General features: G+C 65.0%; 30 protein-coding genes. 16 read left to right on the plus strand and 14 right to left on the minus strand.

All coding sequences use genetic code 11. The features are described 5' to 3' along the window. From KBY78_RS02210 to KBY78_RS02230, 5 genes are all read left to right on the plus strand, one after another. Positions 1 to 477: sterol desaturase family protein (locus KBY78_RS02210; RefSeq protein WP_255142134.1), on the plus strand; the 477-nt coding region annotated here is incomplete at its 5' end. A gap of 4 nt (positions 478 to 481) precedes the next feature. Then, the gene (gene mnmG, locus KBY78_RS02215; RefSeq protein WP_255142135.1) at positions 482 to 2,470 is read left to right on the plus strand and encodes a tRNA uridine-5-carboxymethylaminomethyl(34) synthesis enzyme MnmG; all 1,989 of its coding nucleotides are present in this window, start codon (positions 482 to 484) and stop codon (positions 2,468 to 2,470) included. Positions 2,471 to 2,481: 11 nt separating this feature from the next. Beyond that, positions 2,482 to 3,405: a hypothetical protein gene (locus KBY78_RS02220; RefSeq protein ID WP_255142136.1), complete on the plus strand. Its 924-nt coding sequence runs from the start codon at positions 2,482 to 2,484 to the stop codon at positions 3,403 to 3,405. Positions 3,406 to 3,510: 105 nt separating this feature from the next. Next, positions 3,511 to 4,149, plus strand: a complete 639-nt coding sequence (locus KBY78_RS02225; protein ID WP_255142137.1) for a chorismate lyase — start codon at positions 3,511 to 3,513, stop codon at positions 4,147 to 4,149. Between the two features lie 91 nt (positions 4,150 to 4,240). Beyond that, positions 4,241 to 4,807, plus strand: coding sequence for a hypothetical protein (locus KBY78_RS02230; protein ID WP_255142138.1), 567 nt, complete (start codon positions 4,241 to 4,243; stop codon positions 4,805 to 4,807). Positions 4,808 to 4,827: 20 nt separating this feature from the next. Here KBY78_RS02230 and KBY78_RS02235 read toward each other — a convergent pair whose 3' ends face one another. Genes KBY78_RS02235 through KBY78_RS02250 form a run of 4 tightly spaced genes read right to left on the minus strand, consistent with a single transcriptional unit; the run spans position 4,828 to position 6,743 of the window. Then, complete coding sequence (locus tag KBY78_RS02235) at positions 4,828 to 5,349, minus strand: DUF1269 domain-containing protein (protein ID WP_006172581.1); 522 nt, start codon at positions 5,347 to 5,349, stop codon at positions 4,828 to 4,830. 41 nt (positions 5,350 to 5,390) lie between these two features. After that, complete coding sequence (locus tag KBY78_RS02240; protein ID WP_255142139.1) at positions 5,391 to 5,990, minus strand: hypothetical protein; 600 nt, start codon at positions 5,988 to 5,990, stop codon at positions 5,391 to 5,393. Between the two features lie 57 nt (positions 5,991 to 6,047). Next, positions 6,048 to 6,182, minus strand: coding sequence for a hypothetical protein (locus KBY78_RS02245; RefSeq protein WP_255142140.1), 135 nt, complete (start codon positions 6,180 to 6,182; stop codon positions 6,048 to 6,050). An 18-nt stretch (positions 6,183 to 6,200) separates the two neighbouring features. After that, entirely contained in the window at positions 6,201 to 6,743 is a 543-nt protein-coding gene (locus tag KBY78_RS02250) for a SprT family zinc-dependent metalloprotease (RefSeq protein ID WP_255142141.1), read from the minus strand. 104 nt (positions 6,744 to 6,847) lie between these two features. On the opposite strand from KBY78_RS02250, the gene KBY78_RS02255 reads away from it, so the two are divergent. Both KBY78_RS02255 and KBY78_RS02260 read left to right on the plus strand, forming a co-directional pair. Then, positions 6,848 to 7,270, plus strand: coding sequence for a hypothetical protein (locus KBY78_RS02255; protein ID WP_255142174.1), 423 nt, complete (start codon positions 6,848 to 6,850; stop codon positions 7,268 to 7,270). Positions 7,271 to 7,479: 209 nt separating this feature from the next. Beyond that, positions 7,480 to 7,695 (plus strand): type II toxin-antitoxin system Phd/YefM family antitoxin, encoded by a 216-nt coding sequence (locus KBY78_RS02260; RefSeq protein ID WP_255142142.1) that lies wholly within the window; start codon positions 7,480 to 7,482, stop codon positions 7,693 to 7,695. A gap of 52 nt (positions 7,696 to 7,747) precedes the next feature. On the opposite strand, the gene KBY78_RS02265 is transcribed toward KBY78_RS02260, so the two are convergent. The 3 genes from KBY78_RS02265 to KBY78_RS02275 form a co-directional block, all read right to left on the minus strand. Further along, the gene (locus KBY78_RS02265; protein ID WP_255142143.1) at positions 7,748 to 8,815 is read right to left on the minus strand and encodes a helix-turn-helix transcriptional regulator; all 1,068 of its coding nucleotides are present in this window, start codon (positions 8,813 to 8,815) and stop codon (positions 7,748 to 7,750) included. A 92-nt stretch (positions 8,816 to 8,907) separates the two neighbouring features. Beyond that, a complete protein-coding gene (locus KBY78_RS02270) occupies positions 8,908 to 9,450 on the minus strand; it encodes an ISAs1 family transposase (RefSeq protein WP_255142144.1) in 543 nt (180 codons plus the stop codon). Beyond that, positions 9,441 to 10,094 carry an ISAs1 family transposase gene (locus KBY78_RS02275; protein WP_255142145.1) on the minus strand — a complete coding sequence of 218 codons (654 nt, stop codon included), beginning with the start codon at positions 10,092 to 10,094 and terminating at the stop codon, positions 9,441 to 9,443. The genes KBY78_RS02270 and KBY78_RS02275 overlap by 10 nt, the downstream gene beginning before the upstream one ends. Positions 10,095 to 10,360: 266 nt before the next feature. Between KBY78_RS02275 and KBY78_RS02280 the strand changes: the two genes are divergently transcribed. The 5 genes from KBY78_RS02280 (at position 10,361) to ligA (ending at position 15,989) form a co-directional block, all read left to right on the plus strand. Beyond that, positions 10,361 to 11,347: a catalase gene (locus KBY78_RS02280; RefSeq protein ID WP_255142146.1), complete on the plus strand. Its 987-nt coding sequence runs from the start codon at positions 10,361 to 10,363 to the stop codon at positions 11,345 to 11,347. Further along, on the plus strand, positions 11,340 to 11,717 hold the full coding sequence (locus KBY78_RS02285) for a nuclear transport factor 2 family protein (RefSeq protein WP_255142147.1): 378 nt from the start codon (positions 11,340 to 11,342) through the stop codon (positions 11,715 to 11,717). The genes KBY78_RS02280 and KBY78_RS02285 overlap by 8 nt, the downstream gene beginning before the upstream one ends. Before the next feature lie 47 nt (positions 11,718 to 11,764). Then, positions 11,765 to 12,286, plus strand: a complete 522-nt coding sequence (locus KBY78_RS02290; RefSeq protein WP_255142148.1) for a hypothetical protein — start codon at positions 11,765 to 11,767, stop codon at positions 12,284 to 12,286. 44 nt (positions 12,287 to 12,330) lie between these two features. After that, a complete protein-coding gene (locus tag KBY78_RS02295; RefSeq protein ID WP_255142149.1) occupies positions 12,331 to 13,698 on the plus strand; it encodes a hypothetical protein in 1,368 nt (455 codons plus the stop codon). 176 nt (positions 13,699 to 13,874) lie between these two features. Then, positions 13,875 to 15,989, plus strand: a complete 2,115-nt coding sequence (gene ligA, locus KBY78_RS02300; RefSeq protein ID WP_399215161.1) for an NAD-dependent DNA ligase LigA — start codon at positions 13,875 to 13,877, stop codon at positions 15,987 to 15,989. On the opposite strand, the gene KBY78_RS02305 is transcribed toward ligA, so the two are convergent. Further along, positions 15,960 to 16,736 (minus strand): hypothetical protein, encoded by a 777-nt coding sequence (locus tag KBY78_RS02305; protein WP_255142151.1) that lies wholly within the window; start codon positions 16,734 to 16,736, stop codon positions 15,960 to 15,962. The two genes, ligA and KBY78_RS02305, sit on opposite strands and share 30 nt — an antisense overlap. 152 nt (positions 16,737 to 16,888) lie before the next feature. Here KBY78_RS02305 and KBY78_RS02310 point away from each other — a divergent pair, with 152 nt between their 5' ends. Continuing rightward, complete coding sequence (locus tag KBY78_RS02310; RefSeq protein WP_255142152.1) at positions 16,889 to 17,044, plus strand: hypothetical protein; 156 nt, start codon at positions 16,889 to 16,891, stop codon at positions 17,042 to 17,044. 221 nt (positions 17,045 to 17,265) lie between these two features. Here KBY78_RS02310 and KBY78_RS02315 read toward each other — a convergent pair whose 3' ends face one another. Beyond that, complete coding sequence (locus KBY78_RS02315; RefSeq protein ID WP_255142153.1) at positions 17,266 to 17,910, minus strand: hypothetical protein; 645 nt, start codon at positions 17,908 to 17,910, stop codon at positions 17,266 to 17,268. 263 nt (positions 17,911 to 18,173) lie between these two features. Between KBY78_RS02315 and KBY78_RS02320 the strand changes: the two genes are divergently transcribed. Next, on the plus strand, positions 18,174 to 18,320 hold the full coding sequence (locus KBY78_RS02320; protein WP_255142154.1) for a hypothetical protein: 147 nt from the start codon (positions 18,174 to 18,176) through the stop codon (positions 18,318 to 18,320). Between the two features lie 294 nt (positions 18,321 to 18,614). On the opposite strand, the gene KBY78_RS02325 is transcribed toward KBY78_RS02320, so the two are convergent. The 5 genes from KBY78_RS02325 to KBY78_RS02345 form a co-directional block, all read right to left on the minus strand. Further along, on the minus strand, positions 18,615 to 21,773 hold the full coding sequence (locus KBY78_RS02325; protein ID WP_255142155.1) for a choice-of-anchor I family protein: 3,159 nt from the start codon (positions 21,771 to 21,773) through the stop codon (positions 18,615 to 18,617). Between the two features lie 243 nt (positions 21,774 to 22,016). Next, on the minus strand, positions 22,017 to 22,214 hold the full coding sequence (locus KBY78_RS02330; protein ID WP_255142156.1) for a hypothetical protein: 198 nt from the start codon (positions 22,212 to 22,214) through the stop codon (positions 22,017 to 22,019). A gap of 58 nt (positions 22,215 to 22,272) precedes the next feature. Continuing rightward, positions 22,273 to 22,908 (minus strand): VTT domain-containing protein, encoded by a 636-nt coding sequence (locus KBY78_RS02335; protein WP_255142157.1) that lies wholly within the window; start codon positions 22,906 to 22,908, stop codon positions 22,273 to 22,275. Further along, a complete protein-coding gene (locus KBY78_RS02340; RefSeq protein WP_255142159.1) occupies positions 22,890 to 23,552 on the minus strand; it encodes a molybdopterin-dependent oxidoreductase in 663 nt (220 codons plus the stop codon). The genes KBY78_RS02335 and KBY78_RS02340 overlap by 19 nt, the downstream gene beginning before the upstream one ends. A 244-nt stretch (positions 23,553 to 23,796) precedes the next feature. Next, positions 23,797 to 24,012: a hypothetical protein gene (locus KBY78_RS02345; RefSeq protein WP_255142160.1), complete on the minus strand. Its 216-nt coding sequence runs from the start codon at positions 24,010 to 24,012 to the stop codon at positions 23,797 to 23,799. 211 nt (positions 24,013 to 24,223) lie between these two features. Between KBY78_RS02345 and mscL the strand changes: the two genes are divergently transcribed. After that, a complete protein-coding gene (mscL, locus tag KBY78_RS02350) occupies positions 24,224 to 24,604 on the plus strand; it encodes a large conductance mechanosensitive channel protein MscL (protein ID WP_255142161.1) in 381 nt (126 codons plus the stop codon). 213 nt (positions 24,605 to 24,817) lie between these two features. Then, positions 24,818 to 25,297, plus strand: a complete 480-nt coding sequence (locus KBY78_RS02355; RefSeq protein ID WP_255142162.1) for a hypothetical protein — start codon at positions 24,818 to 24,820, stop codon at positions 25,295 to 25,297. Positions 25,298 to 25,375 lie beyond the last annotated feature (78 nt).

Below are 25,375 nucleotides of genomic sequence, written 5' to 3' on the forward strand. Positions count from 1 at the left end.
GCTCTGAGCTACGCCGCCGTGCTGATCCTTCAGGACGGGCTCTATTACGCCACCCATCGCCTCTTACACCACCGCTGGCTTTACAGCTGGTGCCACCACGGTCACCACCGCACACGCCAGCCCACCCCCTGGACCTCCTTCGCTTTCGATCCCCCTGAAGCTCTGGTGCAGGCGCTGGTGCTGGTCCTGCTGGTGATGCTGGTGCCGCTGCACCTGATCACCCTGTTGGCGGTGCTGAGCACCATGACGGTCTGGGCGATCGTGAATCACCTCGGCCTTGATTATCTCCCCAGCGGCTTCCCCCACCACTGGCTGGGCCGCTGGGTGATCGGCCCAGCCCACCATTCGCTGCACCATCGCCACCCGGGTGTGCACTTCGGGCTCTACTTCACGCTCTGGGACCGGATCGGCGGCACCGAAGACACCAGTTACGCCGCCGCCGTGGAGCCTCCCAGCGATCTGGGCGCCATACATTGACCTGATGGCCCTCAGTGCAGCCCCCAGCGAAACCTTCGAGCTGATCGTGGTCGGCGGCGGCCACGCCGGCTGCGAAGCGGCGCTCACCGCGGCGCGGCTGGGGATTTCAACGGCCCTGTTCAGCCTCAACCTCGATCGCATCGCCTGGCAGCCCTGCAATCCGGCGGTGGGCGGACCGGCCAAGAGCCAGCTGGTGCATGAGGTGGATGCCCTCGGCGGCGTGATCGGCCGCCTCGCCGATGCCACCACCCTGCAGAAGCGGGTGCTCAACGCCAGCCGTGGCCCGGCCGTGTGGGCCCTGCGCGCCCAGACCGACAAGCGCCAGTACGCGCGCCAGATGCTGCAGCTGCTGCAGCACACCCCCAACCTCCACCTGCGCGAAGCGATGGTCACGGGGCTTGAGGTGGACCTGGAGGGCAACGGCCCGAACCAGGTTGGCGACGGAGCCGTGGGCCGGATCACCGGCGTGCGCACCTTCTTCGGCAGTGTCTATGCCGCGCCGGCCGTGATCCTCACCACCGGCACCTTCCTGGGGGGCCAGATCTGGGTGGGCAATCAGTCGATGAGCGCCGGCCGCGCCGGCGAGCAGGCCTCCGAAGGCCTCACAAAAGCGCTGCAGGCCCTCGGTTTCCACACCGACCGCCTCAAGACCGGCACCCCAGCCCGGGTGGATCGCCGCAGCGTGGCCCTCGATCAGCTCGAAGAACAACCCAGCGACGCCGAGGGCCGCTACTTCTCCTTTGATCCCGCCGCCTGGGTGAGCAGTGAGCCGATGGCCTGCCACCTCACCCGCACCACGGCCGCCACCCACCAACTCATCCGCGACAACCTCCACCTCACGCCCATCTACGGGGGCTTCATCGACAGCAAGGGCCCGCGCTACTGCCCCTCGATCGAAGACAAGATCGTGCGCTTCGTCGATAAGCCAAGCCACCAGATCTTCCTGGAGCCGGAGGGCCGCGACACCCCTGAGCTCTACATCCAGGGCTTCTCCACCGGCCTGCCGGAGCGGCTGCAGCTGGACCTGTTGCGCACCCTGCCTGGCCTTGAGCACTGCGTGATGCTGCGTCCCGCCTATGCCGTGGAGTACGACTACCTGCCCGCCACTCAGTGCCTGCCCTCACTGATGACCAAGCGGGTGCGAGGGCTGTTCAGCGCCGGCCAGCTCAACGGCACCACCGGCTACGAGGAGGCCGCTGCCCAGGGCCTGGTGGCCGGACTCAACGCCGCCCGGCTGCTGCGGGGCCAGGAACCGGTGCATTTCCCCCGCGAGGGCAGCTACATCGGCACCCTGATCGATGACCTGGTCACCAAGGATCTGCATGAGCCCTACCGGGTGCTCACCAGCCGCAGTGAATACCGCCTGGCGCTGCGGGGAGACAACGCCGACCGCCGCCTCACCCCCCTGGGCCGGGAGCTGGGGTTGATCGACGACCGCCGCTGGGGGTTGTTCGAGGCCAAGCAGGCCGCCATTGCCGCCGAGAAGCAGCGGCTGGAAACGGTGCGGCTCAAAGTCAGCGACCCGGTGGCGCCGGAGGCTGAGGCCCGCTCGGGCGCGCCGATCAAGGGATCGATCACCCTCGCCGATCTGCTGCGCCGCTCCGGCTTCCACAGCCGTGATCTGGTGGACCTGGGCCTGGCCGATGCCGACCTGCCGGCTGGCGTGCGCGAGGGGGCGGAGATCGATCTCAAATACAGCGGCTACCTGGCCCGCCAGCAGCAACAGATTGATCAGGTGCGCAAGCAGGACCAGCGGCCGATCCCGGGCGGCATCGACTACAGCGCCATTGCCACACTCTCCAAAGAGGCCCGCGAGAAACTCGCCGCCGTGCAGCCGCTGAACCTCGGGCAGGCCTCGCGCATCCCCGGGGTGAGCCCGGCCGACACCACCGCCCTGCTGCTGTGGCTGGAACTGCGCCGCCGCCGTGAGTGTCAGCAGGAGCGATTGTCGAATCGGGAGACCACCACTACGATCGCGAAAATCCACTCCTAAGCCCATCGGCTATGGGCGGTGATCAACGCCCCATCTCCTCCTCCCGGGCGTTCTGGGAGCTGAAGGCCGAGCAGGTGATGGACCGGGTCTTTTCCTCCGGTCTGCCGGCCCTGGGTATCCATGCCGGGGAGCGCCCCACCCTCGAGGGCTACAGCCGCGACCCGCGCCAGCCGGAGCCAAGCCTGACCATGGAGCCTGGCGGCGATCCCGCGCCTATCGATGTGGTGGTGCACGACGCGCCGCCGCGCCTACGGCCAACAACCACGGCTGGAAGCCGGTCCGTACCCCGGCCCCATAGCTCCACGGCCGCCGCTTCAGCCGCCGCACGCTCCAGGCAGCAACGGCCACTGCTGGTGTTGATGGCGCTCCTATCGGTGCTGGGAGCCGGCAGCACCCTGCTGGTGTGGCGCGGCTGGACCCAGGCGAGCATCGCTCTGCAGCAGGAGCGCACCCTGCAACTGCTGGAGCGGTTGCGCTCGGTGGGCCCCCTGGGGGCTGCCGAGCCCGGAGCCACGGCCTCCGCCACCGTCCAGCCTGCAGGCCAGATGGCCGATGGCGGCGCCAACGGGCTGCCACCGCCGCCGCCGGAGGAAGCCTGGGTGCAGGAACTGGGGCCGCTTGAGAGCAGTTCCCGTGCTTCGGCCGCCCCGCCGCTGCGGGTTCCCGTCAGCGGCACGATCACCCGGGGGGCTCCCCCAGCCCCCGCCATGCCTGCCCCTGGAGCGGATGGAGGCTCCCCCGAGCTGGTGGGGGTGGTGCAGGTGCCTGGTCAGAGCGGCTCCGCCATCTTCCAGATGGGCGGCAGCTCCACCAGCGCATCGGTGGGGGAGGCGATCGGCTCCACCGGCTGGCGCTTGCGCTCCGCCAGCGGCAACTCCGTGGTGATCGAACGCAACGGCCAGCAACAACGGGTGAGCATCAGCGGCGGCTTCTGAGCGACAGGCGCCAGGGAAGGCAGGCTCCTGGAAAGTCAGGCTCAGGAATCGTCGTCCCGGTGCTCTGCTGGCCTTCCTTAGCCTGGACCCCCTGAGCTGAGGCTGATGGCCGACTCCCTGCTCACCAGGCCATGGGTGTCCCCCACACCGCTCTGGGAAGCTCCGATCAGTGAGGTGCTCAACGCCCGGGCTGGCGCCCAGCTCAGCGGTGCCTGGAAGCTGTTGCTTCTGGGTGATGGCAGCCCCACCCGCCATCTGCACCTGCTCAGCGGCACACCGATCACGATCGATCTGATCGCCATGGGGCCTGAGCTCGTGCCAGGGTGTTCCACAACCCTGCCTGATGCCGCTCAGGCCCGCCCGCCCGCCGAGGTGGCGGAGCTGGTCCCGCCTTTGCTGCGGCGGCAGGTGTGGCTGCGCTGCAACGGCCAGGCTCTGGCCTGGGCCGAGAGCTGGTGGAACCAGGCGGAGGCCGAGATGTATCTGCGTGACCGGCAGCAACCCATTTGGCTGAGCCTGACCAGTGAGCGGGCGGAGCTGTTCCGGGAAGTGGACGGCCTAGCCCAGGTGAACGCCGACTGGCTGGAGCGGGGATTCGCCGCAAGGGGACGGTTCTGGGGCCGCCACTACCGCTTTTTCCGGCAGGGCCGGGAACTCACGGTGATCCGGGAAGTGTTCTCACCGGCGCTGGAGCGCTGGCTGGGAGCGAGTCATCACGACGCAGATCTCCATAAAGTTTCATGAAGTCAGCGTGATCTGTGGCGGTTTCCACTTGACAACTTGCGCTTCTGGGGGATCTGAACAGGATGGCGGCATCGGCTCCACCTGCTTGACGATGACCACCACCCTTGGAAGCCCAGGAGGGCATTCTTCCGCGGAATCCACCGCACCCGGCGCCCAGGCCTCCGAAGCCGGCGATCAGTGGATCTCCCTCACCGACCTGGGGCGCTCCCTCGGCCTCTCGGCCGTGAGCTGCGGCCGCCTGCTGATTCAGGCGGGGCTGCGCCAGCTCGATGGCCGCCCCACCGAGCAGGCACTGCATCTGGGCCTGGCCCGGGCGAGTGGCCAGGGCCTGCACAGGGGTCGCGCCACCCTCTGGCAGCAGACCGGCTGCGCCGCCGCCCTTGAGAGCGACTCCCCTCGGCAGACCCATCAACCCACCCTGGTGGAGCAGTGGGCGGAACTGCTCTGGGCCCTGAAGCAGGGCTCCCCCTCGATCATCACCTCAGCCGAGCAGATGGCGGAAGATCTTCCCCATGAGCTGGTGGGAGCCGTGAACCGTCAGCTGCAGGACAAGGGCTGGGACTTCCAGGTGAGTCACCATCCCTCCAGGCCCCAGCAGACCGCCCCGCACCACGGCCAGACGGCCCCTGGCCGCAGCCGGGTGCACCGCAGTCACTGAGCGTCCGGGGCCTGGGAGCCTCAGCCCAGGCGCAGGGCTTCGGCCTGTTTGCGGCTGTTCTCCAGCAGCTCGCTGAGCTGGGCCTCATCGGTGTGGCTGAGGCTGGTGCGCAGCAACTTGGCGTGGGGTGCGAAGCTGCGCAGGCGCTCCACCACCCGATCGGGCGTGGCGTCGCGCACCAGCAGGCAGAGGGCAGCGCTGGCCTTGGGCAGGGTTTCACCGAGCTCCCGCAGGAAGCCGTCGTTGATGCCCAGATCACTGAGCGCCCCGGAAGCCGCCCCCATGCCGGCGCCGACGGCGGCACCGAGCAGGGGGTTGAGGAACAGCAGCCCCACCAGCGACCCCCAGAAACCGCCCCCCAGGGCGCCGGCGGCGGTGAGGTTGATGGCCTGGCGCAGGTGCACCTGGCCATCAGCATCGCGCTCCACCACCACGGCGTCTTCCAGGGAGATCAGATGCTCCTGCTGGATGGAGACCAGCTCCTTGCGCACGGCTTCAGCCTCTTCAACCTTGGGAAAACCCACCACGATCAGGTTGCTCATGGACGCTGGGGAGTGTCGGGAATGAGCTTCAGGCTAGGGCTTCAGTCTCGGCGCGGACGGCGGCTGGAGCGGGGCAGGGGCCGCCCGCCAGGGGGGACTGACCCGGTGGGGTCCGGCTGCAGTGGCGGCTCGAGCGGCGCTTGCCGCGGCTGAATGTCTGATTGCGCAGGCTGAACGGAGTCCTGGCCCCTGGACGGAGGCAGCAGGGGGGCCGCCCGGCGGGAGATGGCCTCCAGGGGCCGGCGGGTTCCTGGCGACGGCTCAAAGGCCCCGGCCCTGGCCGCTGGCTGGGGTTTGGGTTGGGGTTGGGATTGACGCTCGCTCTCGGTTTCCCACGGCGCCACGTCCGGGCGCAGCGGGGGCCTCCTGCGTTCTGGGGTCTCAGCCCGCTCCTGCCAGGGTTCCGGCCAGTCGTCGTCACCTTCGAGGAACCAGTCGATGCGGTTCTCCACCCAGCGACCCAGACCCTCCAGACCCGGGCGTCCGCCGGCTCGGCGCTCGGCTCCACGGGCCTGGGGACGTGAGCCAGGGCGAGCCCCGGCCACTCCATCCACCAGTTGCCGTCCCGCCGACATCCATTGATCCAGAGACCCGCCGCTGCGGCGACGTCCCCGGCGGGGAGGATCACCCGAACCGTTCATGGCCCTCGCCTGTGCCATCGCAACCGATGTGATCCGACCTTAACGGCCGTACATCAGCTACCGGCCCGGCGCTGGAAGCGGGCCCAGCAGCCTCAGGCGGTGGGCCCGCATCCAGCGTTCTCGCCCCAGACCCAGCAGGGTGATCGAGACACCCCCTCCCTGCAGCACCCACAGAAACAGTTCCACAGGCACCGGCCGGTTGGCGGAACCCTAAGCCGCACGCGCTTCGAACACCAGGGCACAGCTGGCATCCCAGCGGCCGCCATGCAGCCGCTCGCAGCAGAGCCGGCAGGCCAGACCCCGTACCCGGCGGCGGTAGGCCGCGCTGACGCCACAGCAGGGGCAGCGGGCAATCCAGGGGGCCGACACCAGCGGCAGGGGGTAGTGGTGACGCAGGCTCACCTCAAACTCCCCCTGGACGGCGTTGATCCGGGCCATGGCCGCACGGAAATGGGGGCCGTGCACCTCCCGGGCCTGCAGCACACGGTCGATCCAGGCGTGGATCATCTCGTGGCAGAGGGTGCCCAGTGTGGCGTTGGCGGGCAGGGGGGCCAGGACTGGCCGCGAGAGAACGATTTCACAAAGGGCCGAGCCATCACGTCGGCGCCCGCGGCGGTAGAGGCCGGCCGTGCGGCTCATGCGTCCGTCGCTCCAGCGCAAATCCAGGAGGGGCCGGCCGCCCGGTGCCAGGGCGCCGCCGAAGTGTTCCCGGTCGAGGCGATGGAACAAGGGCAGCAGTGGCTCCAGAGGCATGCCGCAGACGGGTGGATCAACCGTTCACCCAGTGTGAAGGGTTCGATCCCGGGGTGGCGGGGCCGTCGGTCAGACTCTGAAACCTGAACGCGCGCATGCAGACGATGGACTGGGGTCTGGCCCAAACGATCGGCACCAAGGCCCTGCTGGCCGGAGCTGGGGCTCTGCTCCTCTACTGGACCTACACCGCCGTGCGCCTGGTGATCAGCGCCCGCGGCATCAACCCGCTGCTCAAGCAGTTCTTCACTCAGGTGGCCTCCGGCCAGATCGACGGGGCCTATCTGCTCACCACCAAGAACTACCGCTCCCACGTGAACCGGCAGCAGTTCATCCGCTTCCTGGCGGGGCTGCAGCTCAACAAGTACCGCAACCTCAAATCGGGTCGGCCCCGCCTGCAGGAGGGCCAGATCATCCTCACCGTGAAGCTCAAATCGGAGGCGAAAGACGAACTGCCGCTCGATTTCACCTTCGTGAAGGTGGAGGAAGCCTGGCGGGTCGACCGCATCCAGAAGGTGGGCGCCGGCTGAGACCAACCATCGACGCCAGCAAGCCCGAGTTGCTAGCCTGGTTAAACTGGCAGTCTGCCTAGCGTGCAGTACGCCAACGGCAACCAGAAGGCGCCACGGAGAGCCATGGCCTGCTGCTAGTTCACTGACTGCATCCTCATTAAACTAGGCGACAGACCAGATCCATCTGTCCCATCCAGCCAGCCCCGCAGCCCTACCGCGCCTTAGTCATGGACTCCTGCATCGGTGCCTTCGAGGCCAAGGTCCAGCTCTCCCAGCTGCTGCGGGCCTTGGAGAACGGCGAGCAGTTCACGATCACCGTGCGCGGCCAGCCGATTGCCGTCTTGGTGCCCCATCGGAGCCAGCCGCCCCTCCCACAAGTAACGAACTTTGTGAAGGTGGATGAGGCCTGGCAGGTGGACCGGCTTCATAAGACCGGAGGCTAAGCCCCTGCGATCTGGAAGTGGTCCCTCCTACCCCCACAATGCCTTCGACCATTCAGTCGTGCCGCTCGCTCTGACGCAAAAGGGCAGAGGGCTTGCAACAATAATACCGTTTAAACTCGCGACTAAAACTTGCCAAACTCCTATAGCCAACAGCCTGAGAAATACTACTCACAGTGTCGGCTGGCAGGGGATTTTCCAGGCGTTCATGGGCTGCCGCCAGCCGCTGCTCACGCAACCACTGCATCGGCCCGCAACCAAAACGGCGCTGAAAAGCAAGTTGCAGGCTTCGGCGACTGTAGTGAAGACGTTGTTCAAGGTCATTGATGGTCAGCGCCTGATGACAATTGGCTCGCATCCAATCGCAGAGGCTGTCGAGATCGGGCTGGCTGACGCGCGTGACGCCTGGCCAAGGATTCGGAACAGCAGCATGGCTGCACAGCTCCGGCACCAGGTGATGAACCACCAAACGGAGCACAAGATCATCAAGGCGAAGACTCGCAGGCCAGCTCTCATCGGCTGACGTCATTTGATCGATCAGCACGACCACCTGCTTAATGGCTTGGGCAAGCGGAGCTGCCAATAGGCTGATTGATGCCTGAACACCCTCTCCGGGCTCACCAGTCAGTCGCCGCTTCAGTGTTTCGGGGTCGATCTTATTTCGGCACATTATTTCAGCCATCTGCTGCAATCGCTCCGGCACCATGGCGATGAGAATCCCAGCACTGAGCTCCTTGATTTCCAGCCGTGGCTTGTCTAACCGGGTATACAAACAATCGCCATCATGCAATGCATAGCGGCGCTTCCCCTGGCGCAGATGACACTCCCCTTCATGGCACAGGATCAGGGCTGGGAGCCTTCTGCCATCAAAACCCAGTAGCAACGAAGCCGACTCCAGAGCCACGATGGCCACGCCATCAAGGCGAATGGCAGCATGACGAACAAGAAATAAGTCTGTGGGGCGAAATGCCTTGCATTCGGTAACGCGAAACAAACCCTGTTGTTCCACATAGCTGGCATAGGCCTTGGCCGCAGTGTGCACGTGGGCAAACACCGTGCTTCCCAGGAAAAGGTTTTGAGCAACCCCCATGACCAGCGGCTCCACCACGAAATCCTTGCGCAAACATTACACCGATGACGTGACACCCTTCGTCGGTCCAGCCCGAATGAGAGTGGGTGGTCGTGGTCATGCGGCAGGGCTGCCTAAAAGTTTGGTCAAGGGACCTTCGCCGCCATCGTCACGCCTCCCAGAGCCAGCATCCCTTCGATGTCGTAGGCCAGCTCCCGAAATCCCTGGCGAATCGAGCGGTAGCCACCGCGCCTGAGCAGGTTCATCACCACCGTCCGCAGGAACGCAAACACCGGGACGCCATTCCGATTGGCGTAGCGATGGGCATCCTCGCCGAGCTGGACGTCGCGGGCCCAGTGCCATTCGTTCTCAATGCTCCAGCGCTGCCTGATCAGTCGTAGCAGTGCTTCTGGGGCTGTTCGCAGGCTAGTGATAAACAGGTGCTGCCTGAGCTCCCGTTTGCCTTTGCGCGTGGTCGTGTCGGCGATCACCTCAACGATCCAGGCCCAGCCCGGCCAGTTCGCCTTGATGTGCTCGGGAGCTTCTTTTGCCCTCAGCGTCCAGACGGTGTTACGACCGTGGCGTTTCTCGCGATCCGTTGCCACAAAAGGGATGTGACGCTTTCCTTCAAACTGGCAGGCCACCTGACGGCGCAGGGTGCGTTGGTTGTTCTTAATCGTCAGGCACACGTCGGCCCCCTGGGCGTAGACGAAGTCTTCTCCGAAGGAGTAGCACCATCGAAAAACGCTTGTGTTGTGTGTAGCGCATCCGCCTGGATGACCACCCCCTCAAGCTCCAGGCCGCTCAGCAACTCCTTGAGGGCAGCTCGCTCGCTGGACTCGTGGGTGTCGTAAGCCTTCTGGGCTAAGGCCACTCCCAGAGCGCGGGCATAGACCGTGACCTGGGCAACGAATCGATGGTTGCCCTCCTCGGTCTCAATCGCTGAGCCACGCAGCGTTTTGCCGTCGCACACCAACTGGTCAAGACCCTCGGTGCCGCCGGGGATCTGGCTGATCATCCAAGCCTGGAGCACCTCACCGAACTGCTGCAGGTGGGCCTTGTTGAATAGATACAGGAAGGTGGCGTCAGAGGGCCAGCGCTTGAAATCCAGGCCCAGGGCTTGGTTCAGGGCTTTGCGGTGACGCTTGGCAAAGGCCTCCAGATCGCGGGAGCTCCTGCAGCCGCTCAGGATGCCCAGCACAGCCACCAGCAGCAGGAACCACTGTGGGTATCGGACACCACGCCTGTAGCGACCATCGGGGATCGCTTTCAGGAAGCTGATCAGATCAGCAGGTGCAAGCTGATCAACTGCGCCGGAACAGTTTTGGGTCATGGGAAGCGGACAGACCCGCCGACCAAAGCCAATGCTGACAGGCTCAGCAAGAATTACCCAGACAGACTTTTAGGCGACCCTGGGCCCGATGAGGACTCTCATTCACCCTGGACCGGTTGACGGGGACCACGTCACCGAGGCCCCAGCTAACACGTGCCAGCAGGTGATATTGGTACAATTTCCCCAGACTTGGCATCAGCGCAATGTAGAAGACATCAACGGGGCAGCTCTCATACAGTGAAGAGGAAAAATGAATAAACCACTGAATGACACTGACTCAATATGATTGCGCGGAGGAAATCGTTGACAAGATACGTGCTGTTCTCGGCAACTTTGACGGTTACCGGGCACTGCATGCTGACGGCCGACTCTTCTGCGGCTGGTTTCAGGCCAACCCTGACGCAGCACCCATCAGTCGTGCCGCCTACCTGACCGGCGAAAAGACTCCCGTTACTGTGCGGATCTCCAAAGGTGGTGGCGATCCCTTTGCCCACTTCGGCAATACCATTGGTATGGCAATCCGTTTCTATCTGCCCAATGGCAGATTCACGAATATCGTCATGCTGAGTCAGAAGTTATTCGTTGTTAATAGCATGCCGCAGCTGCAGGAAATGCTGGATGCCGGCAAGCCTGAGGTGGCCGGAGGGCCGATGAACAAGGAGGGACTGAAAACTTTCATTGCCGCCAATCCAAATACAGCAGCTGTCATCCAGATGCGGAAGCAGGCGCCGGCGCCTGTGAGCTTCGCGACCACAGCATTTCACGCCGTGCACGCGTTCCGGTTCATGAATAGCGAGAGCTCAGAGAGTGTGGCCAGGATTCATTTCGAACCCGTACTGGGACAAGAGGGGAGATCCGTTAATGATTTGGCAGAGCTGGACACTGAGATTCTTTTTAGCGAGTTCAACGAGAGAGTTTGTAAGCAACCCGTTGAATACTCCATGATTCTTGAGTTCGCTGAAAGTGGTGATCCGATCAATGATGCCACGGCCCTTTGGCCCGAGGCAAGGCGCAGGCTTGAGATCGGGAGGTTGGCCATTGTGGCTCCGATTACAGAGGAAGAGATTGGTGACCCTGTCATGAATCATGACCCAACGGTGCTCACCGATGGCGTGGAAGCAACCGACGATCCAATCCTGCAGATGCGCCGCGGTATTTATGAAGTCTCAGCAGCGCAGCGCAGTGGCGGTTGGCATGGCTGCCCATTCTCCAAAGCCGCATCTGAGCTGACCGGAGAGAAATCACATGGATAATCTTGAACGTATTCACCAGGTTGATGCCGCCTGGAATCAGCGGGACTGGGAGCTTTACGGCAGCCTGATCGCTGACAACTTTCAAGGGTGGATGAATGGCGATAGCCAGCCACACGATAAAGCTGAGCACCTCCGCCGTGGGCAAGCCTATTGCGCCGCGTATCCAGGCAATCGCATCCACTGCGACCCCTATCTTGATGCGTTTGCCAGTGAGGATGGGCAACGCACCTGCACGATTAGCACCGTGACCGCTAGCTCTTCAGATGCTGCAGACCAGCGGGCCATGCTGATGGTTGTCTGCCACTGGCGGGATGGTCAGATCGTTCGCCAACGCGAATCGATCTGCACGGATCCCTTTGTGCCTGCTTAGTACCTGAGTTTTTCAATTCTTTGCCACTTACCATCAAGAGATCAGCCATGACCCATTCCGACCCAGCCATTGAAGTCCAGATTCAGAATCACAAGCAACCGATCAGCCAGCAACCCGATGGCCCCGGCAAGCGAATTGGCAAGCGAGGCGAAATCGTGGTGATCGGCCACGTTTTGCCAGGTGGCGGTGACCTTTTCCGGCAGCGCATCGGGCGCTTCCAGGAAGAAGCTGGCTATTGGGAATCACGAATTGGCACAGTGCATCACTTCACGGTGCACCTGTTTGATGATGATACGCGCATCATGATCAGTGCCATCTACGACGGTGACTTTCTTGTCTACCTCGACGATGTGATCCAACAGGCGGGTCCATGGTTTGATTCGCTGATGCCAGGGGTGTGGGAGGGCTATGGCAGTGCCTCTGATCCCGAGACCGCCAAACTCATTCATGATCAGGCACACACAGCGGATGCTTTTTATGCTGCCTATCCCGACTATTCCGCTAAGGATATTGCACGCATGGAAAAAGTATTCACTGCCGTCAACACCATACTGGATGCAGCCAGCTAAGAACGGCGCTCATCAAGGCAGCAAACAAGAATCACTTCCTCCCCATGCCCGACACACTTTCCGGACCCGATGTGGCCCTGGAGCTTGATGATATTCAAGGCACCGTTCTTCGGGGTCGCCCGAACCCTTATTTCGGAGCTTATCTCATCTTTGAGATTGAAGATCCCACCCAATCGCTCAGACTGTTAGAACGACTTCTTCCCCATCTCACCTCAGCGGCCGATTGGCAGGCACCGGCCGAAAACGCTTGGATCAATGTGGTTTTCAGCCACGAAGGATTGCGGCGTCTCGGTCTGCATCCAGACATTCTTGCTGCTTTCCCCCTTGAGGTGCAGCAAGGGATGGCGGCGCGCAGTGAGTTTCTGGGCGACGTGGGCCGCAGTGCTCCCAGGGAGTGGGTCATGCCCCATGCGCTGAATGGTTTTCATATCGCCCTGCATGTCATGGCAGGCAGCCCTGAACTGAGGGAGGCCAAGTTGGCTGTCGGTCATGCAGCCTTGTCGGAGCTGCCGGGGCTGAAGCTGATTTATCGCTTAGATGTCGGCATGCCGCCGACTAAGCGTGAACATTTCGGCTTCGTCGATGGCCTGACCAGACCCTTCATCGTGGGGCAAGGAGGTGAGCCATTGCCGGGTCAGACCGTCAGTCCTCCAGGTGAGTTCGTGCTTGGCTATCACAATGCCAAAGGCGAGATATCAACAGGCGCCGGCCCCAGCGAGTTCTGGCGCAATGGCACCTATGTGTCCTTGCGTATGATCTATCAAGATGTTGCCCTATTTCGACGATTCCTGCGCGACAATAGTGACGATGACTATGCGCAAGAGTTATTGGCTGCTCAGATGATGGGCCGCTGGCGGAGCGGTTGCCCCATGCATCAGTCTCCCGATCGTGATCAGCCCGAGTTGGCCAAGGATCCTCTGAAGAATAATGATTTTCTTTATTACGACAGCGATCCCCAGGGACGGATCACCCCCCTAGGAAGCCACATCCGTCGCGCCAACCCTCGTGATGGACTCAAGGACTCCATCTCCGATGCGGATCTCCACGTGCTTCTGAGGCGTGGCTCTGCCTATGGCCCCGTTTTGCCGGAGGGGCAACTGGAGGATGACGGCATGGACCGCGGCCTGGTGCTGGCGGTGATCAATGCGTTTCCGGCCAGGCAATTCGAGTTTGTTCAGTCGCAGTGGATCAACAATGGCGACTTCATCGCCCAAGGCGATCGCACTGATCCCATCATCGGAAGGCGCGACCGTGCCGACGATTTTCTCGTGTACCAGCCCCATCGGCATCGCGTCTGCGGCCTGGCAGAGTTCACCATTCTCCGAGGCGGCGAACATCTTTTTCTACCTGGATTATCTGGCCTGCGGTGGTTGCTAGACCACCTCAGGCAGCGGCAATCAGAGGATGCTTGAGCCGCAGACGGGGGCCGAGGCTCGTTGTGGGACAACACCGCAGCACTTAGCGCCAGGGTGGCAAGGTCGTATCGATCGCCGCCCAGGCGATGGGCAGCCGCCGAGCGCCGACCCCCACAGCACCAACCGAAGTGCCGTCTGAAGTGACCAGCCCAGCGCCTCCTGATCCGGCCACCTTGCCGGCCCCGAACCCGAGTTCCAACGGCGCCGAACGCCACCGGGCCGCCGAACTGCGTCAGCTGCTCCAACGGGCCGCCCACGCCTACTACGTGCTCGATGCGCCCGTGATGGAGGACCCGGTCTACGACCGGCTCTACCGCGAACTGCTGGAGCTGGAGAGCAGCTTTCCCGAGCTGATCAGGCCCGACAGCCCCACCCGGCGGGTGGGGGGTGAACCGGCGGAGGGCTTCACCAGCGTGGAGCACCGCATCGGCCTGCTCAGCCTCGACAACGCGTTCTCCCTGGAGGAGCTCGAGGCCTGGTACGCCCGGCTGCTCAAGGTGCTCGACCGCACGCCCGAGCCTGGGGCGCCCCTGCCTCCGCTGGCGATGGTGGGAGAGCTCAAGATCGACGGCAACGCCCTCGCCCTGAGCTACCAGCACGGTGTGCTGGTGAGGGCGGCTACCCGCGGCGATAGCGAGCGGGGCGAGGAGATCACCGCCAACGTGCGCACGATCCAGAGTGTGCCGCTGCGCCTTCAGATCAACAACCCGCCGGCATGGACAGAGGTGCGTGGCGAGGCCCTGATCCCCGACGCCACCTTCGCCGCGATCAACGCCGAGCGGGCGGCGCGGCAGGAAGCCCTGTTCGCCAATCCCCGCAACGCCTGCGCCGGCACCCTGCGCCAGCTCGATCCGAAGGTGGTGGCGGCGCGGCGGCTCGATTTCTTCGCTTACACCCTGCATCTGCCGGACGGCTGGCAGCCCGGCGAAGGGGATCCCGCCCGCCCGACGAGCCAGTGGGCGAGCCTGCAGTGGCTGCAGGCGGCCGGCTTCCGCGTCAACCCCAACGCCGAGCTGCTGCCTTCACTGGCGGCGGTGGAGGGGTTCTTCGTCCAGTGGGAGGAGCAGCGCAAGTCCCTCGATTACGCCACCGACGGCGTGGTGGTGAAACTCGACGACCTGCGTCTGCAGGCCGATGCCGGCTTCACCCAGAAGGCGCCGCGCTGGGCGATCGCCCTCAAGTACCCCGCTGAGGAGGCCCCCAGCAAGCTGCTGCGCCTCGTGGCCCAGGTGGGCCGCACGGGAGTGATCACCCCAGTGGCCGAGTTCGAGCCGGTGCCCCTGGCCGGCACCAGCGTCAGCCGGGCCACCCTCCACAACGCCGACCGCCTGGCCGAGCTGGACCTGCACGCCGGCGACACGATCGTGGTGCGCAAGGCCGGCGAGATCATCCCCGAAGTGGTGCGGGTGCTGGCCGAACTGCGGCCGCCGGGAGCCGCGCCGCTGCAACTGCCCAGCAGCTGCCCGGAATGCGGCTCGGCGCTGGTGCGCGAGGAGGGTGAAGCGGCCACCCGCTGCGTCAACAGCAGCTGCCCGGCGATCCTGCGCGGCGCCCTGCGTCACTGGGTGAGCAAGGGAGCCATGGATGTGGATGGACTGGGGGCCAAGCTGGTGGAGCAGCTGGTGGACCGGGGCCTGGTGCGCTCGATCGCCGATCTGTACCGCCTCGATGCGGCCCTGTTAGCCAGCCTGGAGCGGATGGGGGAGACCTCGGCGACCAACCTGGTGGCCGCCCTGGAGACCTCGAAGCAGCAACCCTGGCACCGGCAGCTCTATGGCCTGGGCATCCACCACGTGGGAGCTGTGAACGCCAAGGCACTGGCGCGGGCCTTCCCTTCGGCTGAAACCCTGGGCATGGCCGCGGCGGAGCAGCCGGAGGTGATCACGGCGGTGTTCGGCATCGGCGGGGAGATCGCCGAATCCCTGCGCCAGTGGTTCGCCACAGCGGCCAACGGCGCGCTGCTGGCCGAGCTGCAGGCGCTGGGGATTCCCCTGGCAGCCGCCGAGGGGGAGCAAGGAGTCGAGGGAGAGGGCGGCGGCCCTGGCGGGGCCGGGCACCTGAGCGGCCAGACGTTCGTGCTCACCGGCACCCTGCCCAGCCTCAGTCGCAGCCAGGCCCAGGCCCTGATCGAGGCCGCCGGCGGCAAGGTGAGCGGCTCAGTGAGCAAGAAGACCAGCTACGTGGTGGCCGGCGCCGAAGCCGGAAGCAAGCTGGCAAAGGCCGAAGGCCTGGGGGTGCCGGTTCTGGATGAAGCGGGGTTACGGGCTTTGATGGCCATTGGGCCGTAGCGCTGGGGAGGGGAACGCCTTCTGCCGGAGCTGATCGGCCAGGTGGGGATTCGCAACCGCCCAATCCACCAGGCCCCGGTCCTGGAGATAACGCTCCCATCCACCTGCAGTGGCCTTGGCAGGCGCAGGGGCTGAAACTGAGGAGGGATCGGGGAACGGAGCGGCAGCCGGGTCGATGGCATCGAGCCGGTCAGGCAGCAGGGAATGGGTCCCCGCAGTGGTGTCAGCCAGGCGCAGAGCATCGAGTGACCGGGTCTGCCCCATCGCCAGCCCACTGACCAAAGGCAACGCAGCCCGCAGGCGGCCAGCCGGCTTCGGGTTCACGAAGCGGAACTGATGGGTGATCTTCTGCCCGCTGGTGTCATAACCGACGACGTTGAAACTCAGGTCAGCACTGTTGCCCGATCGGAAGCCGGAGAACATCCCGCGGACCAGGCCGCTGACCAGTCCCACCGGGGCCGCCACATAGGTGGAGCCCAGGGCCAACGGTGCCGCGTAGGCCGCGGACGTCATCAACAGGTTGCCGGCGCCTGCAACCGCATTCCCGACCCCGTTGCCGCGACGCTGCTCGCTGTCGTTGAACCACTGGGCAATACGGCCGGCCGGGATGAACCCCGAAGGCCCTTCGATCCCGCTGGCATCGAGGCGGATCGTGCACGGCCCCTCGCCGCAGAGGGCCGCGTAGGGGGTAGCCAGGGCCGGTGCTGGCGCCAGCAGAACGACGAGGGCAGCTGAGCGGAGGCGCACCAGGAGTCGGGGCTGATTCCAGCCGCAGGCAGGTGGCCGCATCCTGCCGGAACTGCCCGGGGGCTGCCCAGAGCAGAGGTGGCGCACGCCAGAGTGGTCCAGAAGCCAGACGTCATCAAAGAGCAGGCACTATTCACAAGTCGAATGTCCCCATGAGCGCTCCCGTCACCGAACCGGCGATTCACCGCTGGATCAAATCAGAGTGTGGCCGCGCCAAATACGCCGAACTCGCTTCCCGCCCTGGGGTGGCAGCCAAGCTGCGGCTGGCCTGGTTCGTCGGGATCGCCGCAATCCGCGACTGGTCCTAGAGCGAGCCGACGCCACTGGAACCACCTCCGCCAGCCATCCAGATCGAAGCCACGGGGTGCACAGACAGGTGCCGTAAAGGGCGTCGGCCAGCTTGAAGTCCCTACGCCGGCAACAACAGAGTCACCCAGCGGAAGCAGAAGGGACTCAAAGCTGCGATGCATGGACGCGTGCGCATGGGGTGGAGATCACCCTGCTGGCAAGTCCCAGTCCGACGTGGAATTCAAGGTGCCTGGGACAGCCGTTGCCGCAACGCCTCCGCCAACTGCGGGTTGCTGGCGGCCCACTCCACCAGGCCATGCTCCTGCAGGTAGGCCTGCCAGTCGCCGCTGCCGCTGGAGGCGAGGGCGTTCCCCTGGGGGGGAAGCGGTTCAGGCACCGACGAGCGGGTCTCCCCCATCGCCAGTCCAGTGACCATCGCCAGGGCGATGCGCACCTGGCGGGCCGGCTTCTGGTTCACGAACTCGAACTGGTGCTCGATGGTCCGCCCGTCACGGCCCTGGCCCACCACCAGGAAGCGGCGTGGTCCATCCTCCCCATCCAGTTTGGAGCCAGCCCCGCGCAGCAGCCCACCGAGCAGACCCAGCGGTGCGCTGACGTAAACCGGTACCACAAAAGCCGCCGCCGATTTCATCGTGTTCATGGTGCTGGCGCTGACCACTTCCCCCAGGCCCGGAGGGTCGCCCCCTGCGCCATTGGTGACCCAGCTGCTAATGCTTGCGGCCGGGATGAAGCCAGCCGGCCCGGCGATCCCGCGCTCATCCAAAACGATGGTGCAGGGGCTGCCAGCGCAGCGGGCCTGAAAGCTGGTGGCGAGCACCGGGGCGGGCCCGATCGCTGGAGAGGCCACCGCTCCCGGATGCAGCATCAGGGGCGAGAGAGCAACCGCTGCACCAAGGGCTGCATAACAACCTGAGGATCCTGGGAGCAAGAGGGACTTGGGGAGCGAGGGGAATGGACTCCATCTTGGCGCAGGCGATTGTTGCTGCCAGGACTCAAGAGCAGGCCCGATGCAATCACTACACACCTCACCCTCCATGCACCGCTGGATCAAGACGACGTGCGGCCGAACGAAACTGTGCCTGGCCTGATACAGGACACATCGGCTACCCCTGAGTGATGGGAGAGGCCATGGAGCTGAAACCTGTAGTGCTGTTCCTGGCCCCGTTCATCGGCCAGCGGATCACCGGCATGGTGACAATCTGGATTCAGGCGGTGCGGGCGGCGGGAGCCTCGGCGAAGGAGGAACTGGTACTGGGTGGGGGAGGGGCTGCTTGAGGGTAAGGGGAGCGGGGGCGACGGCGGCGACCCTGCCTAGGCTGGCGGTCAACTCTCTCCCGTGACATGGCATCGCCAGATCTGCACGAGAGAACGGCCGAACCCCCCGTGTTTCGGCTGATCAAGACCGAATGCGGCCGCGCCAAGTACACCGAGCTGGCCGGGCGGGAGGGGATCGGCGCGAGGCTGCGACTCGCCTGGTTCGTGTTGATCGCCGGTCTGCGGGATTGGCCCCAGCCATCCGGCCCCTCGAAGGAGGGGCCGGATGGCTGGGGCCGCCCTGAACAGGAGGGATCAGATCAACGGCGGGGTCTGCTGGATCAGATTCAGCTGGCCCCCCTCGGCCAGATAGGGGTTGCCCACGATGTTCCCGTTGATGAGGCTGTGGGCCTGCACCGTGGAGAGGAACACACTGCCGGGGGCGGCTCCGAAGATCCCGGAGACCTCGATGATGCCCGAGGTTTCCCAGTTGCCCACCTGGCTGGGGTTGCCATCGCTCTGGCCGTAGGCCGCCGGTACCGCCGTGCGGTCCACCTGGAGCCAGCGTTCGGCGGCGGCTCCGGCGATCGGATCGATCGCATTGGGATCGAGCTTCCAGATGGAAGCCTCCTGGGGGCCGAACTGGCCGGCTGCCGTGCCATCGCGGGTGGACTTGTCCTCTTGGACATACAGGAAGCCATCGCTTCCCCAGGCGATGTTGTCGGGGCTGCGCACCCCGGTGATGGCATCGGCGCCGAGCCGATCGGCATCGGAGATCACCCGCAGATCGGTGAAGGCATTGCCGGCACCGGTGAGCAGCTGGCCGCTGCCATCGAAGGCGCCGTTGAAGTCGATGGTGTAAGTGGTGCCGTAGTAATCGCCACTGAGGATGCCCGCGCTGTAGGTGCCCCCGGTGGTGTTGAAGGCCGCCTGGGAGCCATCGAGGGGATTGACGTCCCCATCCTCGATGCGCAGGAACTGCATGGCGCCGAGGGTGTCCAGGGCGTAGGTGCGCTGGCTGTCGGCCGTGGCGAAGTAGCCGGTGCCGGCGGCCACGTCCATGCCACTGCCAACGAGTACCCAGTACCCGGCCACGGGTGCACCCAAGGCCACGGTGTCCAGGCCCGCAGGGGTGTTGGCCACCCCATCGGTCTTCCACACGTAGAGGGAACCCTGATCCGCGGCCAGGCCGTTGCGGCGCAGGAAATCTGAACTGCCTTCCTCCTTGGCGCCTACCCACAGATAAAGGGGAGAGCCCTGATCCGGAGCTGCCGAGCCGTCATCGAAGAGCAGCATGGCCACGGTTCCGGGGTTGCCGGAGTCCACCAGGGTGGCGGATTCCCAGGCCCCCTTGCCAACGCCGGCCACCTGGTAGAGGGTGCGGCCAGCCACATCGAGGGCGTAGAAGATGCCACCTCCGTTGGCAGAGGTCTCCTCCCCCACCAGGAAGGTGCGATCCACGAAGCCGAGGCCAGATCCGAAGGTGTTCGCCTCCATCAGGTTGGCGGAACAGAAGCGATCGAAACCTGGTATGGCGTCATTGGTCACCACCTTGTCGTAGGCGAGGCCACCGCCGATCACAGCCGCCTGGAAGCCGTTGCTGGCATCGTCGTCGACGTCCTTGTCGACGATTAGCCGGTTGATGCGGGCCCCATCAACGATCTTCTGCTCGAAACCACTGCCGCCCGGGGTCATCACATCCAGCAGGTACTGGTAACCACGGCTGGCGGAGACCTCGCTGTTCACCAACAGGGTGAAGGTGCCATCGCCATTATCGAAGGCACCCTGTCCATCGAAGATACCCGTGGGGACATACACAGGGCCGCCGGCCGTGAGGCCATTGGTGAACTCACCAACAGTGATCAGACTGCTGATCTGAAGCGTGTCACCACCTTCCACATCCTTGAGCTGGGTGGCGGTGAACGTGCCGGCTCCTGCCACGGGCGGAGTGGCGATCAGCGCGCCGAGATCCAGGATATTCAGGGTGTTCGACACCTCGTTGGACACCACCAGCAGATCGCGCTTGGTGGGGCTGTCCTTGGCGTCGATCACCAGCAGGCCCTCGGGTGAGACGCTGCCCGCCAGCACGGTGCTGGTGACGAAGCTGGCTTGGGCAGGCTGGGTGATGTCGAACACCGCCAGCAGGCTGCTGGTGCCCCGTTCGGCACTGACGATCGCGTAGGTACGGCCGTTCAGCTTCTTGACCACCACCCCTTCAGGTTCAACGCCCTTGTCATCGCTGCGGGTGTCGTCGTAGACGCCGGCGGCGATGGCGATGGTCTGCAGGGTGTTCCCGCTGTCCCAGACGAGGGCACCGCTGTTGGCATCGAAGATGCTGACGCTGCGGCTGCCGAAGGCGGTGAAGGGGGCGGTGGTGTCTTCACTGAGGGTCTTGAGTCGACCCAGGCGCCGGGTTTCATCGAGGTAGGTGCCGTATTCGCGACCATCGCCCTCGTTGGCGGTGATGAAGTAGTCCTTGCCTTTGGTGCTGAAGGCGGCCACCCCATCCGGCATCCGCAGACCCGCCACGTTGTTGCCCAGGGTGGGCTTGATCAGGGGCGTGTTGCTGGGGCCGTCCCGGTCGGTGATGTCGACGAGCTGGGTGCTGAAGTCAACGCTACCGAGGGCAAAGATCCTCTCGATCGAATTGGTCTTGAGGTTGACCTTGGCGACGCCGTTGTTCTCCTGAAGGGTCACGTAGGCATAGTTCCCCAGGATCGAGACGTACTCCGGCTCGATGTCCGTGGCCTGGGTGGTTCCTGCCGGCCCGGAGATGCGGATCCCATCCGGCAGGGTGAGCCCGGCAAAGCCAAGGTCGGTGTAGGTGAACTTCTCCTTGCCTTCCTTGCCCTTGATGTCGATGATGCCGATGCTGCCGGGGCGATCGATCGCGTAGTTCGCAATCGGCTCGCCCTCGTTGGCGATCACCAGCTTCTTGCCATCGTCACTGAAGGCGATACCGTCGGGCAGATAACCTACCTTCACGTCCTTCAACAGGGTGAGGCTGCCGGACTTGTCAATCCGATAGAAACGCACCAGCCCCTTGCCGGCGTTGATGCCGTAGTCGCTGGGGGAGAGGGCAACGGCCACCAGATCGTCGTGAGTGGCCACCGACTGGCTGATGTAGGAACCGAAGGTGACCCGCTGCGGCGCTTTCGGGGCAGAGGGATCGGTGGCATCGGTCACCTGCAGGGTGCTACCACCGCCGGAGGAGAGGATGAAAAGCTTGCCGCGTACGTTCACGTAAGCGGAGATCTCCGTCTGGAACTGCTCGGTTGGGGCGGCGCCGGGGGCGGGAGGCGTCGGCGAAAGGTCGATGCTGGCCAGCAGGGGATTGGCCGGTGCCGGGGGCTTGCCGCGGCCGCGGCCGAAGCGATCTTCGAATCCCAACGAACCCGAGAAAAAGGAGCGGCGGGACGAGACTCCCTCTTCCAGGAAGGAGAAGAGGGACTTGATCGCTTTGGTGGCCGGCACGGAGATTTTGGACGGTTGAGGGTCATCACCCTCCGGCAACAGCCCCTGCGCTGTCGTTAAAGCTTGATTAGGCCAGGGTTATGTCCATGGGATTGAAGTCCAGACCACCTCCCATGGGCCTACATGCGACTCTTCCCTGTCGCCTCAGACACAGACACGTCCACAGTTGGCGCTTGCCATGATCCTGCCTCCGACCGATCAGGGCATGTTCCGACTGATCCAGTCCGAATGCGGCCGAGCGAACTATGCCGAACTGGCCTCACGCCAGAAGCGCTCGCTCATGCCTGCGTTGAGGCGGGTCGCCCGCAGATCGATGACATCCCCCACCAGGTCGAGCAACTGAGGGCGGATGAGCTTGAAGAAGGCACTGAGTTCCCGGGCCTCGCACTGGTTGGAGACGAGATGGAGCTCGGAGATGAACAGGGCGGCGCACTCAAGCACGATCGATTACAGGCAGCTCCGCGACGCTGGGCTCGATAGGGGGCGGATGCGTCAATCCCTACCCAAGGGCGCGCCTCACCGCCCGTCCCGCCACCCAGATCGTGCCCGCAGTGGCGACCAGCCCCAGGATCCGCAGCACCCAGGTGCCGGCATCCGCCTCACCGTGGAGCACCTCCCCGAAGCGGGCCACATCACCGGCCAGATCACCCAGGGCGCAGAACAGCACCGTGCCCGGCAGGATCGCGAGCAGCCCGATCAGGTAGTCGCGCAGGCTCACCTCACTGAGGCCATAGGCCAGGTTGAGCAGGCTGAAGGGGAAGGCCGGCGAGAGGCGGGTGAGCAGCACCAGCTTCAGTCCCTCCTGGCTCACGGCCCGCTCGATCGCCAGCAGCTTCGGGGCAGCCTGCAGCCGGCGGCGGGTCCAGCCCCGCAGCCAGTGGCGGCCCAGCAGGAAGGTGACAATCGCCCCCAGCGACGCCCCCAGAAACACAATCACGCTGGCCCAGACGGTGCCGTAGAGCGCCCCGGCCAGCATCGAGGCCCAGACCCCCGGCAGCAGCAGCGTCACCCAGAGGGCATAGAGAGGCACAAACGCCATAGCCCCGGCGGGGGAGCGCAGGGCCGGCAGCAGCGGCTCCAGCCAGGCGGAAGGATCCACGGCCAGGACGGCGGGGCTCACGGGCCCGCGAACCATAGGTAGCCCTGGTCTTCCCAGGTGCCGCGACGCACGCCAAGGCTGGAGACCACCCGCAGGCGCGTCACCCACTTGCTGAGCTTGTAGCCCAGCTTGATCGGGGTGGCCAGGAGCGTCTGCGGGTGGAAGGCCGAGGGCAGGTCCCAGCTCTCGAAATATTGATCGGCCGACTCGATCTCCACGTAGCCACCCAGGGGTGAGATCCCCGCCAGGTGGAGCACATCGGCCAGGCGTACGCCCGACCAGACCACGATCGCCGCCCAGCCCTCCACGCAGACATGGCGCATGGTGATGTTGTGTTGGGGCAGGGCGGCCAGGGCCGCCAGATCGAGTTGGAGCGGCCGGCTCACCAGGCCCTCCACCCGCAGCCGGTAGCTGCCGGGATCCAGGCGGGGCGTGCCGTTGAAGCTGTTGATCAGCAGCGCCTCAGGATCCACCTGATCGGGCCGAAATTCCGGCACCGGGCCACGGCCCTGCAGCAGAACTTCGAGGCGCTGGTTGAGGGGCTCGCTGATCTGCCCCACCTGCTCGCTGAGGCCATTGAGGGCGCAGCCCCCGAGCAGCAGGCTGGAGCCAGCCGACGCCCCCAGGCCCAGCAGCCGTCGACGGCTGAGCGGAGAAACGGGATCGAGGGGACTGGTCATCGCCAAGCTCAGGGAACCATCGCGCGCAGCAGGCGCATCCCACCGACCCGCCACAAGAGCAGCACGTGGGCGATCAGCAGCAGAGCGATGGCGGGGATCGTGGCGAAATGGCACACCCGCAGGGTTTACCAGGCGGTGACACCAAAGGCCTCACCGAAGGAGAACAGCCCCGAGAGCCACCAGAACTGGGCCGGCTTGTACATCGCCAGGCCGGTGATCAGGCTGAAGCCCAGCAGGATCAGCATCAGGGCGTACACCAGCCGGTGACTGGCCAGCCGCCGAGGGTGAACAGCTCCGGCACGGTGGCGCCCCCCCTCCCCCCGAAGACCGGATTGGCGTTGTAGATCTGCAGGCCGCTGCCGGCCATCACCAGCAGCACCAGCAGGTTGAAGGCATGAAAGGCCCGGGTCCACCAAGGGGCGGGGCGGATGCGGGCGGGCTGGACCGGAACCTCGGCCATGGGTGATGGAGATCCTCGCGGGGGTACCGGCGAGCCTGGCCGAGTCCCCACTCAGCGATGGGTCCATCGCTGAGATGCACGCCGCAAATCTGTATCCCGCTCAGATGGGTGCGATCGGTCTACAGGCCATCGCCGTCGATGGGGCACGGAGGGTTGGGTTGCCCATTCTCCTGACAGGTAAGCTATCGCGATTCAAAAATGATTTTCGGCTATGGCCTCGCGTCGCTCCAGCTTCCTTGCCGATTTCAAGGCCTTCATCAACAAGGGCAATGTGGTTGACCTTGCGGTGGCGGTGGTGATGGCCGCCGCCTTTGGCAAGGTGGTCGAGGCGGTGGTGAGTCAGGTGATGACCAGCCTGCTGGAGCCCGCGCTCAAAGCTGCCCAGGTGGACTCCATCAACGCCTGGCCGGCAGGCGCCGGGATCGTGGCGCTGATCAACTTTCTCGTGATCGCCTTCGTGGGCTTCCTGATCGTGAAGGGCATCGAGGCCACCAAACGCCAAGAGGCGGGGGTGGCACCCCCCGACACCCAGGCCCAGCTGGCTTCAGCGGTGACAAGGCTGGCCGAGGCTCTGGACCGGAAGGGGCTGTAGGGGCGACCCGCCGCTCGGAGGTGCAGATCATCGCCAACCCGCAGTGATCTCCAGCTCGAGATCACTGCGCGCGAAGGCGAACTCAGCCGGGCTTGACGCATCTCAGAGCGTCTACGGTTGCTGAGCTGAATCTAGGACTCAAGCCTTATCGCCCGCCGTGAGCGATCCACCGCCCAGGGCTCCACCCGGGGCTTTGCGTCAGGTCCACGAACCGTGAGCGCGCCACCGGCGGGACCGGAGGAGCAGCTGGTGGAGAAGCTGCGGCGGATCGAGGCCCTGTTCGCCAGGCCTGCCACTGACGGAGAACGGGTGGCGGCCGAGCGGGCCCGCGAACGCATCCAGGCCCGCCTGCGGGAACTGGCGGCCGAGGAGCCACCGGTGGAGTTCCGCTTCTCCCTCGCCGACCAGTGGTCGCGGCACCTGTTCGTGGCCCTGATGCGGCGCTACGGCATCCAGCCCTATCGGTATCGCGGCCAGCGGCGCACCACGGTGATGGCGCGGCTGAACCGCCCGTTCGTGAACGAGACGCTCTGGCCGGAATTCCTGGAACTGCAGCAGACCCTCTCGGCCTACTTCGATGCACTCACCGACCGGGTGATCGAGCAGGTTCTGGACGTGGAGGCCAGCGAAGCGGAGGAGCGGGTCGAGCCGGCGCGGCTGGAGCCGGTGGACCATCAGGGGTCGTTGCTGTAGGAGAACGCCCGAAGCCGCCCCAAGGCTCAGATTCAGATCAAGCTGTTCTCGAGGCACAGGCCTGGCCTGCCAGAACAG

The organism is Synechococcus sp. EJ6-Ellesmere, from assembly GCF_024345875.1.
GTDB lineage: Bacteria > Cyanobacteriota > Cyanobacteriia > PCC-6307 > Cyanobiaceae > Regnicoccus_A > Regnicoccus_A antarcticus.

Coding starts and splice junctions, on each gene's coding strand:
- mnmG (WP_255142135.1), top strand. CDS start 482: ATGGCCCTCAGTGCAGCCCCCAGCGAAACCTTCGAGCTGATCGTGGTC.
- KBY78_RS02220 (WP_255142136.1), top strand. CDS start 2,482: ATGGGCGGTGATCAACGCCCCATCTCCTCCTCCCGGGCGTTCTGGGAG.
- KBY78_RS02225 (WP_255142137.1), top strand. CDS start 3,511: ATGGCCGACTCCCTGCTCACCAGGCCATGGGTGTCCCCCACACCGCTC.
- KBY78_RS02230 (WP_255142138.1), top strand. CDS start 4,241: ATGACCACCACCCTTGGAAGCCCAGGAGGGCATTCTTCCGCGGAATCC.
- KBY78_RS02235 (WP_006172581.1), bottom strand. CDS start 5,349: ATGAGCAACCTGATCGTGGTGGGTTTTCCCAAGGTTGAAGAGGCTGAA.
- KBY78_RS02240 (WP_255142139.1), bottom strand. CDS start 5,990: ATGAACGGTTCGGGTGATCCTCCCCGCCGGGGACGTCGCCGCAGCGGC.
- KBY78_RS02250 (WP_255142141.1), bottom strand. CDS start 6,743: ATGCCTCTGGAGCCACTGCTGCCCTTGTTCCATCGCCTCGACCGGGAA.
- KBY78_RS02255 (WP_255142174.1), top strand. CDS start 6,848: ATGGACTGGGGTCTGGCCCAAACGATCGGCACCAAGGCCCTGCTGGCC.
- KBY78_RS02260 (WP_255142142.1), top strand. CDS start 7,480: ATGGACTCCTGCATCGGTGCCTTCGAGGCCAAGGTCCAGCTCTCCCAG.
- KBY78_RS02275 (WP_255142145.1), bottom strand. CDS start 10,094: ATGACCCAAAACTGTTCCGGCGCAGTTGATCAGCTTGCACCTGCTGAT.
- KBY78_RS02280 (WP_255142146.1), top strand. CDS start 10,361: ATGACACTGACTCAATATGATTGCGCGGAGGAAATCGTTGACAAGATA.
- KBY78_RS02285 (WP_255142147.1), top strand. CDS start 11,340: ATGGATAATCTTGAACGTATTCACCAGGTTGATGCCGCCTGGAATCAG.
- KBY78_RS02290 (WP_255142148.1), top strand. CDS start 11,765: ATGACCCATTCCGACCCAGCCATTGAAGTCCAGATTCAGAATCACAAG.
- KBY78_RS02295 (WP_255142149.1), top strand. CDS start 12,331: ATGCCCGACACACTTTCCGGACCCGATGTGGCCCTGGAGCTTGATGAT.
- KBY78_RS02310 (WP_255142152.1), top strand. CDS start 16,889: ATGAGCGCTCCCGTCACCGAACCGGCGATTCACCGCTGGATCAAATCA.
- KBY78_RS02315 (WP_255142153.1), bottom strand. CDS start 17,910: ATGCTGCATCCGGGAGCGGTGGCCTCTCCAGCGATCGGGCCCGCCCCG.
- KBY78_RS02320 (WP_255142154.1), top strand. CDS start 18,174: ATGGAGCTGAAACCTGTAGTGCTGTTCCTGGCCCCGTTCATCGGCCAG.
- KBY78_RS02335 (WP_255142157.1), bottom strand. CDS start 22,908: ATGGTTCGCGGGCCCGTGAGCCCCGCCGTCCTGGCCGTGGATCCTTCC.
- KBY78_RS02340 (WP_255142159.1), bottom strand. CDS start 23,552: ATGACCAGTCCCCTCGATCCCGTTTCTCCGCTCAGCCGTCGACGGCTG.
- KBY78_RS02345 (WP_255142160.1), bottom strand. CDS start 24,012: ATGGCCGAGGTTCCGGTCCAGCCCGCCCGCATCCGCCCCGCCCCTTGG.
- mscL (WP_255142161.1), top strand. CDS start 24,224: ATGGCCTCGCGTCGCTCCAGCTTCCTTGCCGATTTCAAGGCCTTCATC.